At 70.5% G+C, this 10,335-nt stretch carries 7 protein-coding genes and 1 pseudogene; all 8 read right to left on the bottom strand.

What is annotated here, in order from left to right:
• Positions 1 to 2: 2 nt before the first annotated feature.
• Positions 3 to 2,270, bottom strand: coding sequence for an LGFP repeat-containing protein (locus A5702_RS06390; protein WP_068219168.1), 2,268 nt, complete (start codon positions 2,268 to 2,270; stop codon positions 3 to 5).
• 423 nt (positions 2,271 to 2,693) lie between these two features.
• On the bottom strand, positions 2,694 to 3,854 hold the full coding sequence (locus A5702_RS06395) for an acyl-CoA dehydrogenase family protein (protein ID WP_055401684.1): 1,161 nt from the start codon (positions 3,852 to 3,854) through the stop codon (positions 2,694 to 2,696).
• A 95-nt stretch (positions 3,855 to 3,949) separates the two neighbouring features.
• A complete protein-coding gene (gene hflX, locus A5702_RS06400; RefSeq protein ID WP_068219171.1) occupies positions 3,950 to 5,377 on the bottom strand; it encodes a GTPase HflX in 1,428 nt (475 codons plus the stop codon).
• A gap of 46 nt (positions 5,378 to 5,423) precedes the next feature.
• A complete protein-coding gene (gene dapF, locus A5702_RS06405; protein WP_068219174.1) occupies positions 5,424 to 6,296 on the bottom strand; it encodes a diaminopimelate epimerase in 873 nt (290 codons plus the stop codon).
• A 4-nt stretch (positions 6,297 to 6,300) separates the two neighbouring features.
• Positions 6,301 to 7,224 carry a tRNA (adenosine(37)-N6)-dimethylallyltransferase MiaA gene (gene miaA / locus A5702_RS06410; RefSeq protein ID WP_068219189.1) on the bottom strand — a complete coding sequence of 308 codons (924 nt, stop codon included), beginning with the start codon at positions 7,222 to 7,224 and terminating at the stop codon, positions 6,301 to 6,303.
• 7 nt (positions 7,225 to 7,231) lie between these two features.
• Entirely contained in the window at positions 7,232 to 7,921 is a 690-nt protein-coding gene (locus tag A5702_RS06415; RefSeq protein WP_068219177.1) for a hypothetical protein, read from the bottom strand.
• A gap of 34 nt (positions 7,922 to 7,955) precedes the next feature.
• Positions 7,956 to 8,891 carry a DMT family transporter gene (locus tag A5702_RS06420; RefSeq protein ID WP_068219180.1) on the bottom strand — a complete coding sequence of 312 codons (936 nt, stop codon included), beginning with the start codon at positions 8,889 to 8,891 and terminating at the stop codon, positions 7,956 to 7,958.
• A 493-nt stretch (positions 8,892 to 9,384) separates the two neighbouring features.
• Positions 9,385 to 10,335: pseudogene (locus tag A5702_RS06425) on the bottom strand (DUF349 domain-containing protein); the annotation flags it as partial.

Below are 10,335 nucleotides of genomic sequence, written 5' to 3' on the forward strand. Positions count from 1 at the left end.
GGTCAGTCCGCCTTGTGAAAGCCGTTGGCCTGCGCCACTTCTTCGCTGGACAACCAGAGTTCGGCGAGCGTGTCGTGGTAGAGCTCGCTGCCCGGCGTGTAGTACAGCCCGAAGCGGGCGCTCGCCTTGATCGGGTAGCCCTCGGGCACCTGGTAGGGGTCCTCCAGCGGTAGGTGGATCGTGGGGCGCCCGGCCGGGCCGGCCCCGGCTCCGCTGTCCTCGTCCTCCGCGGCCGCGTGCCGCCCGCCGCGCTGTTCGGCCGCCGGGGCCGCGGGCACGGCGTCGGCCTCGACATCTTCCACGGCATCTTCCACGGCATCGGCAACGTCCGCCGGGACGTGCGGTACGGCGACGTCCGGGTACTCGGCCTCGGGGGCGCCGGCCTCGGGGACGCCGGGCTCGAATTCGGTGTCCGGGGGCGTGTGTGGCACGGCGACGTCGAGGTATTCGGCCTCGACGTAGTCATCGTCGGCCCGGACGGGCTCCGGGTAGGCGGGCTCGGGCACGTCGTCGACGTACTCGGCTTCGACGTAATCGGACTCGGCGTAGTCGGCTTGCGCGTAGCCGGGTTCGGCGTGATCCGGTTCGGCATAGTCGGATTCGGCGTATTCGGACTCGGGGTAGCCGGATTCGGGGTAACCGGGTTCGGCCTCGGCGTAATCGGATTCGGCCTCGGGGTAGCCGGCCTCCGCCAACGTGGCCGGCGAGACGGCGGCGAAGGAGTCGGTGTCCACCGCGTCGGGATCCTCGTCGGCCCGGTAGGAATCCTCGTCCGCACCGCCCCGGCGCCAGCTCACCCGGCCGCCGCCCTCGGCATCGGCCCCTTCCGGCTGGCGGGCGAAGTGGTCGGTGGCGACTTCGTCGCGTCCCCAGTGTTGGTCGCCCGCGGCGTCGTAACCGGCATCGAGGTCGCGGTGGGGCTCGTAGCCGACGTCCGCGCGGGCGGCGCGGCGCCGGCGCCAGCCGAGGGCCAGCAATCCCGCCAGGACGATCAGCACGAGCACCGGAATGGCGGCCAGCAGCCACCACCACTGCCAGGTGAACTTCTTGGCGTGGCTGGGCATCGCCGAGTTGCTCGGCTGGTTCTGCCCCGACACCTGCAGGCCGGACAGCAGCGGCGCCAGATTGGCCGGGTCGGTGCTGAACGTGTTCTTCGCCCGGTTCCACGAGACCTTGCCGCCGGTGAACTGCTGGGAGACGACGTCGCCGTCGACGGCCTGGTCGCCGACGGGCGCGCCCAGCTTGCCGGTCGGCCCGCGAAGCTTGTCCCACGCCGCCTTCATGGCGCCGCGCACCACGAACGCGCCGTGCTCGGACGTCCAGAAGATCACCGGCTTGTCGGCACCGGAGAAGGGGACGACGCGGCTGGACGGGATGCCGCCGTCGGATTCGTTGGCGGTGGGGAAACCCAAATCGCTGCCGGCCGGCCCGCCCAGCGCGTCGTATTTGGCCAGGATGTTGCTCTCGATGGCGTTCGCGCCGGTGGCGGGGCTGAAGAACACCTTCCCGTTGGCGAAGTCCTGGACGATCCCGTCGCCGCCGATCGCGTACTGCGCGCCCTTCTTGACCCCCAGCGTCCCATTCGGTCCGCCGGCGGCCCGCCACGCCATGTTGATGGCCGCGGTGGGATCGATCGCCACCTGCAGGCCCTTCAACTGGTCGGCCAACGCCGGCGGCTCGGTGGTGAACTGCTTCGTCTGCCTGTTCCACGAGACCTGACCGCCGCTGAACTTCTGCGCGGACACCTCGCCGTTGTACGTCTCATCGCCGACCGGGACCCCGAGCACGCCGCCGGAACTGCCGAGCTTGTCCCAGGCGGCGTTGATCGCGCCGCGCACCACGAACGCGCCGTGGTCGGGCGTCCAGAAGATCACCGGCTTGTCACTCGCCGAGAAGGTCGCCACCCGGCTGTCGGGTCCGGCGAGGCCGGGCACCTCATTGATGGCGGGGAAACCCAAGTCGCTGCCGGCGGGACCGCCCAGCATCTCGTATTTGTCCAGGATCGGACCGTAGACGAATTTGGCGCCCGTCGCGGGGGTGAAAAACATCTTGCCGCCGTCGAAATTCAGCTCGAAACCGTCACCGGCGGGGTACACATCGCCCTTGCGGGGGCCCAGGGGCGAACCGTCGCCGCCCGCCTTCTCCCACGCGGCCATCATGGCGGCCTCGGCGTCGCCGATCGGAGACGCCGCCGCCGGTGAGGCCAGCAAGCCGAGGGCCAGTGCCGTGGCGGCCAAGCTGACCAGCGCGCTCCCGATCAGCCCGCGCATGTGACCTCTCTGCCCGTTCACCAAGCCTCCCAGCCGACGGCTGCGCCCCGACCTGCGGCCATGCCCGTGCCTGCACAGCCGGCGAGCGGGCCGTCGCACGACCGCGGGGACGCAGCCCCGTTCCGATCCGCGTTATCGCCGCGCTCGGACAACTTTGCTCCCGCCGACGAACAATGCGAAGTCAAATCACGAATATTACAAAAACGGATACCACGCCGATGTCGAAATGATGCCGAGCCACGCTCAAATCCCAATACGGCACAGCCTCGGCGGTGCGCCATTACGCCGCCGACGAACCCAAAACGCATGGGGCGACGGTACGTGAAGCCATTAACTGGTCAACGATCCACCCGAACAAACGGACCCGGCCCGCGCAGCGGTTTGCCGTCGAGGTCCGAATTGGCCGTTTCCGCTGACTAAGTGCTAGACCCCGAGGCTGCGGCCGATGATCTCTTTCATGATCTCGGTGGTGCCGCCGTAGATGGTCTGCACCCGCGCGTCCAGATAGGCACGGGCGACCGAGTATTCGCGCATGTAGCCGTACCCGCCGTGCAATTGCAGGCAACGGTCGATCAGGTGCACCTGCTTTTCGGTCGAGTACCACTTGGCCATCGCCGCTTGTTCCGCGGTCAGCTTCTTGTCCAGGTGCAACCGGATGAACTCGTCGACCATGATGCGCACGACGGTGGCCTCGGTCGCGAGCTCGGCAAGCACGAAGCGGCTGTTCTGGAAACTGCCGATCGGCTTGCCAAAAGCCTTGCGCTCCTTGGTGTATTGCAGCGTGTGCTCGAGCACCTGCTCCATGGCCGCGGCCGCCATGATGGCGATCGAGATGCGCTCCTGCGGCAGGTTCTGCATCAGGTAGATGAACCCCATGCCCTCCTGCCCCAGCAGGTTCTCGGCGGGAACCTTGACGTCGGTGAACGACAACTCGGCGGTGTCCTGCGCGTCCAGCCCGATCTTGTCCAGGTGCCGGCCGCGTTCGAAGCCCTCCATGCCGCGTTCCACCACGAGCAACGAAAAGCCCTGCGCCCCTTTGTCGGGATCGGTCTGCGCCACCACGATCACTAGGTCGGCGTTGATTCCGTTGGTGATGAACGTCTTTGCGCCGTTGAGCACGTAATGGTCGCCCTGCTTGACCGCGCGTGTCTTGATGCCCTGCAAGTCGCTGCCGGTGCCGGGCTCGGTCATCGCGATCGCCGTGATGAGTTCGCCGGTGCAGAATTTCGGCAGCCAGCGCTGCTTCTGCTCCTCGGTGGCCAGGGCCAGCAGGTAGGGCGCGACGATGTCGTTGTGCAGGCCGAAGCCGATCCCGCTGTAGCGACCGGCGGTGGTCTCCTCGGTGATGATCGTGTTGTACCGGAAGTCGGGGTTGCCGCCGCCGCCGTACTCCTCGGGCACGGCCATGCCCAGGAAGCCCTGCTTGCCGGCCTCCAGCCACACGCCGCGGTCGACGATCTTCGCCTTCTCCCATTCGTCGTGATGGGGCGCGACGTGACGGTCGAGGAAGCCCCGGTAGGACTCGCGGAACAGGTCGTGTTCCGGCTCGAAAAGAGTGCGCTGGTACTTGACGGCACTGCCCATGTGGATGACCTCCGGCGACTGGAAACTCTGCCGCCCAACATATACCAACCAGACGGTTGGTCGGCAGCGGCCGGGGTCCGGGTCACCCCGGTAGGTCAGTCGGCCGAGAACTCCTGCAGGCGGCCGGCCAGCGCCACCGGAACCCGGGCCTTGATCCGGGTGCCGTCGGGGCTGTGCTCCTCTTCCTGCACCCGCCCGTCGGCGTGCAGCCGGGCCACCAGGTCACCGCGGTGATACGGGATCACCACGTCCACGGCCGTGTCGGCGGGGACGGCCAGCTCGCCCATCCGGCGCCGCAGCGCGTCGATGCCCTCACCCGTCCTGGCCGAGACGAAGACGGCGCCGGGCAGCGCGTGCCGAAGCTCGGCAAGCGTGAGGCCGCTCGCGGCGTCGACCTTGTTCACCACCAACAACTCGGGCGGCGGGTCGCCGTGATGGTCGGCGATGACGTCGGAGATCACCTCTCGAACCGCGTTGATCTGGGCCAGCGGGTTGGCGTCGGAGCCGTCCACCACGTGCACCAGCAGGTCGGCGTCGACGACCTCCTCCAGCGTGGAGCGGAACGCCTCGACCAGTTGCGTGGGCAGGTGGCGGACGAACCCGACGGTGTCGGTGAGCACCAGCGGGCGACCGTCGTCGAATTCGGCGCGTCGCGTGGTGGGCTCCAGCGTGGCGAACAGCGCGTCCTGCACCAGCACACCCGCGCCGGTCAGCGCGTTGAGCAGGCTCGACTTGCCGGCGTTGGTATAGCCGACGATGGCGATCGACGGCACCTCGCTGCGCAGGCGGCGGCTGCGCTGGGTGTCGCGAACCTGCTTCATGTCCTTGATTTCGCGGCGCAGCTTCGCCATGCGTTCGCGAATGCGGCGGCGGTCGGTCTCGATCTTGGTTTCACCGGGACCGCGCAGGCCCACGCCGCCCCCGCTGCCACCGGCGCGGCCACCGGCCTGCCGGGACATCGACTCACCCCAGCCGCGCAGCCGCGGCAGCATGTACTCCATCTGCGCCAGCGACACCTGGGCCTTGCCTTCCCGGCTGGTGGCGTGCTGGGCGAAGATGTCCAGGATCAGCGCGGTGCGGTCGATGACCTTGACCTTCACCGCCTTTTCCAGTGCGGTCAGCTGCGCCGGGGACAGCTCACCGTCACAGATCACGGTGTCGGCGCCGGTCGCCAGCACGACCTCGCGCAACTCCTGGGCCTTGCCCGACCCGATGTAGGTCGACGGGTCGGGCTTGTCGCGGCGCTGGATGAGACCTTCGAGCACCTGGGAGCCGGCCGTCTCCGCGAGGGCGGCCAACTCGGCCATGCTGGCCTCGCTGTCGGCGGCGGTGCCGTCGGTCCACACGCCGACCAGGACGACGCGTTCCAGCCGAAGCTGGCGGTACTCGACCTCGGAGACGTCGGTGAGTTCCGTGGACAGGCCGGCGACGCGGCGCAGCGCCGACCGTTCTTCCAGGGCGAGCTCGCCGGTGCTTGGCTCCTCAACTGCGGGAGCGAAATTGAGCGATTCAGGATGTGTCATAGGCAATACAAGATGATGCACGGCGAATCGGCGCCGCGCACTCGAATTAACGCTCCTGCGCGTCCCACCATTCCCCGCTGACCTCCCCGTGCGCGACCAACACCGACGGCCCCCGCAGGTAGCTGGTGGCGTCGGTGACGGTGACGACGACCTCGCCGCCGGGCACCCGCACCGTCAGCGTGCCGGTGGCCGCCCCGCCGGCCGCCAGCGCGGCCACGGTGGCCGCGACCGTGCCGGTGCCGCAGGAGCGGGTCTCGCCCACGCCCCGCTCGTGTACCCGCATCCGCACCGCGCCATCCGTCGGCGCGGTGAGAACTTCGACGTTGACCCCCTCCGGGAACTGGGCGTGGTCGAAGTCCACCGGGGCCGCCACGTCGAGGCGGGCCAGCCCCTCGGCGGTCAGGCCGGGGTCCACGCACGCCAGGTGGGGATTGCCGACGTCGACGGCCAGGCCGGAGAACCGGCGGCCGCCCACCACGGCGCTTCCGCCGCCGAGCGTGTTGGCCTTGCCCATGTCGACGGTGATGTCGGCGTGGGTCGCGTCGGCACCGTGCACCGTGATCGGTCGGGCGCCGGCCGGCGATCCGACGACGAACTCGTCGCGGGCCTCCATGCCGCTGGCGCGCAGGTAATGGGCGAACACCCGGACGCCGTTGCCGCACATCTGGGCGATGGAACCGTCGGCGTTGCGGTAGTCCATGTACCAGTCGGCCGGGGCCACGCCGTCGGGCAGCCGGTCGAGCACGCCGGCCGACAGGGCGGCGCCCGCGGTGGTGACCCGAAGCACGCCGTCGGCGCCCAATCCGCGCCGCCGGTCGCACAGGGCGGTGACCCGGGCGGGGGTGAGATCGAGCGTGGCCTGCGCGTCCGGGAGCAGCACGAAGTCGTTCTCCGTACCGTGGCCCTTCGCGAATCTCACGTGCTCAGGATACGTGGCCCCAGGCCCGCAGGGCCCCGTCGACGAGCGTGGCCGGGTCCGCCGCGTCCAGCCAGTTCACCCGGTGGTCGCGGCGGAACCACGACCGCTGCCGCCGCACGTAGCGCCGGGTGCCCACATAGGTCAGTTCCCGCGCGTCGCGCAGTCGGTCGGCGCCGCCGCCGGCGTCGAGCGCCGCGATCACCTGCGCGTAGCCCAGGGCCCGCGACGCCGTCACCCCGTCCCGCAGACCCGCGTCCAGCAGCGCGACCACCTCGCCGACCAGGCCCCGGTCGAACATGTCGTCGGTGCGCCGGGCCAGCCGCTCATCGAGGACCGTTGTCTCGCAATCGAGGCCGACAATCGCGGTGCCCCATCTCGGGGAACCGATGCGGGGTGCGGACGCGGCGAACGGCCGGCCGGTCAGCTCGATCACCTCGAGCGCGCGCACGGTCCGCCGCGCGTCGGTGGGCAGGATGGCCGCGGCCGCGGCCGGGTCGCGGCGCGCCAGCTCGGCGTGCAATCCGCCCACCCCCACCTCGGCCAGCCGCTGTTCCCAGCGCGCCCGCACGGCGGGATCGGTGGCCGGGAACGACCACCCGTCGAGCAGGGATTGCACGTAGAGCATGGACCCGCCCACGATGATGGGCACCGCGCCGCGGGCCGCGATCGCCTCGATGTCCGCGGCGGCGGCGCTCTGGTAGCGGGCGACGGTCGCGGTCTCGGTGACGTCGAGGACGTCGAGCTGGTGGTGCGGGATGCCGCGGCGCTGGTCGGCGGGCAACTTCGCGGTGCCGATGTCCATCCCGCGATACAGCTGCATCGCGTCGGCGTTCACGATTTCGGCGCCGGGGTCGAGCCGTTCGGCCACGTCGAGCGCCAGCTGCGACTTGCCGGTGCCGGTGGGGCCGATGATCGCCAGTGGTCGCACGGCCACCTCAGGGCTGCCAGGCGCCCGCGAAGTAACCGACGCCGTAGGGCGCACCGCGGTACAGCTCCTTGGCCGACCGCGGCCCGGGCTCGGCCAGGCCCGCGAGCACCTGAAAGGCCACGCGCCCGAGGATCTGTTGCGGCAGCCGCGTCAGGGCGGCGATGTCGCCGGTTGCCAGCGCGTCGTCCAGGACCAGCTGCGCGTCGGCGTTGGCCGGGTCGTAGCCGCCGGGGGCGGCCGGTGTCAGGGTGTTCGCGCCGTCGGCCACCACCAGCACCCCGATGGGTTCCGGCGCCCGGTCGATCTCGGCGCGCAGGTCGCGGCCGCGGGCCAGCGCGGTGCCCGCGTCAAGACCGGCCGGGTAGATCCGCGCCTCCGCGGTCGCGTCGGGCCGGACCCGGCCCCGGACCCAGCCGGCCAGCAACGCGCACACGGGCAACTCGGCGGGCGGTTCGGGGTGGGCCCGCGGGGAAAGCCGAACCCCGACGTCCGCGCCGAAGCCCGCGAACGTCCCGGCCGTGTCGGGACCCCACAGTTGGTCACGCTCGCCGGTCCCGACGACGGCCCAGCGCGCGGGCAGGAAGGCGGCCGCCGCCAGCACCGCGGCCGCCAGGTCGGTCACCTCCGCGGCGGCCGCTCCGGCGAGCTCGGGCACGAGCAGCGGGGTCGACGGAACGATCGCGATGCCGCTGAGCACGCCACCAAACTAACGTTTCGCCGTCGCGAGGCGGTCAGGCCTCGGCCGGCGCCGCCAAGACCGGATCGTTAAAAGGGTCGGCCAGGCTCCCGTCGTCTCGCCCGACCTCGGCGACCATGGTGGCGGCCTCGCCGCGGGCCAGCATGACGGTGGCGACGATCACCATCGCGATCGCGGCGACCAGAAGTACGGCCTTCGGCCCGTCGGCGTTCAGGGTTTCGTCGAGCACAAAGATGCCGAGCAAACCGGCGACGACGGGCTTGGCCACCGTCATCGTCGGCATGGACGCCGTCAGCGCGCCGGCGCGGAACGCCGACTGCTGGAAGATCATCCCGGTCAGCGCCAGCAGCAGCCACGGCACGAACTCGGGCGAGGTCACGACGGCCAGTGCGCCGTCCTCGCCCAGCTCGACGATGCCCTTGGTGAGCACCGCGAACAACGCCAGCGCCGAGCCCGCCACCACCGCGAGCAGCGCGGCCGCGATCGGCCTGCCCTTCCAGATCCGCGCGGCGACCACGCACGCCACCAGCAGCGGCACCATCACCGCGGCCACGATGGCCCACGTCTCGACCGAGGCGCGCTGGTTCCCGGAGGCCGGGTCGCCGACGATGATGACCACCGCCAACGCGCCGGCCAACACGATCGCCCACACCCACTCAAAGCGGGTTACCGGGCGCTTGGTCAGGCGCGCGTAGATCGGCAGGGCGAACAGCAGGGCGGTGACCTGCAGCGCGGTCACCAGCACCACCGAGCCCCAGGCGAGGGCCCCGGCCTGCAGGCTGTAGTTGACGATGGCCGCCAGGCCTCCCAGCCACCAACGGGTGTCCCGCAGCGACATCCGGAACAGCTCGAGGTGGCCGACCTCCTTGTCGGTGATCTCCTGTGCCGAGCGCTGACGGATCACGTCGCCGATCGCGGATGCCAACGCCGCGCACAACGCGATCAACGCAGCGACGTCAACTTTCGACATGAGCGGACCCCTCACCTCATGATTGCCCCGACCAGCTTTCCCTGGGGCCCCGGCAAATACACGCAAAATTTGCGATCAGTTCAGCAACAACTGTATGACGTTGCCCACGCTGCTGCTCGCCGACAAAATCATCCTTCAGTTGATACGCGATCAACCTATGCAACGGCTGTGGGCAACCTTCGGTTCAGCCCGGGGGCGGCCGCCCGTTTCGTCGTCCGGGCCGGATACGGATCACAGACACCCGATGCGTCCGCGCCGAGGCATCTTGCGCGGGATCGTCAGGGTGGCGGCGCGTGGGCCGCCAAGCTGCTTGAATACTGTTGAGCAGCTGTTGGGAGGGCCGAGCCGGCCGACCGACGGGTGCAGCAGACGGTGCCGCTACGCGCGGCAGGTGCGCGGAATCTCGACCGCGCGAAGGGTAGGTGACGAGCGCATGACGACAGACGAACCCCGCGGCGGAGACCCGGCTGGGCCGGTGCCCCAACCGGTTTCGCGCCCGGTGCCCCGCCCGGGCCGCGTCGTGGTTGCTGGTGTCGATCTTTTCCGCCTCGGCCAGCAGCGCCTCCTTGGCGGTGGCGTTGGCCCGCAACTCGGCGTCCTTCTCCGCCGTCGCCGCGTTGCGTGCCGTGAAGAACACGTCCTGGGCCGCCTTGAATCGCCGCCACAGGGCGTCGTCGACGTCCCGGGCCGCGCGCCCGGCCGCCTTCCACTCCGTGAGCAGCTTGCGGAACTCGGCGCTGGTGGCGGTCCAGTCCGTCGAATCGGACAACTCCTCGGCGCGTTCGCAGAGCCGCTCCTTGGCCTGGCGCACGCCCATGCGTTCCCGGTCCAGCTCGGCGAAATGGGAGCCGCGGCGGCGGTTGAAGGCCTCTCGGGCCGCCGAATAGCGCTTCCACAGCGCGTCATCGACCTTGCGGTCCAGGCCGCTGATGGTCTTCCACTCTTCGAGGATGGCCCGCAGCCGGTCGCCGGCGGCCTTCCACTGCGTCGAGTTGGCGGCCAGCTCCTCGGCCTCGGCGGCCAGCGCCTCCTTGCGCGCGGTCTGGGTGGCGCGAAGCTCGTCGCGGCGCGAACGCTCCTCGGCGACGGCGGCCTCGGCCTGCTCGACGAGGCTGCTCAGCCGGCCGGCCAGCGCGTCGAGGTCGCCCAGCACGGCCGCGGTCGGCAACGATTCGGCCAGTTCGGAGGCGTGGGCTTTGATCTTGCGGGCGTCACCGGTTCCCGCCGCGAGCCGTTCCTCCATCAGCGTGACCTCGGTGCTGAGGTCGTCGAAGCGGCGGCCGAAGTGGGCGAAAGCGGCTTCCCGGTCACCGGCCTGCCACGAGCCGACGATGCGCTCTCCGCCGGCGGTGATCAGCCAGACCGTGCCGTCGTCGTCGACGCGCCCGAACTGGTGCGGATTGCTGCGCGGGGGCGCCGGCACCGGGGGGGGGGGGGCGCCCAT

Source organism: Mycobacterium sp. E3339, from assembly GCF_001666915.1.
Lineage (GTDB): Bacteria > Actinomycetota > Actinomycetes > Mycobacteriales > Mycobacteriaceae > Mycobacterium.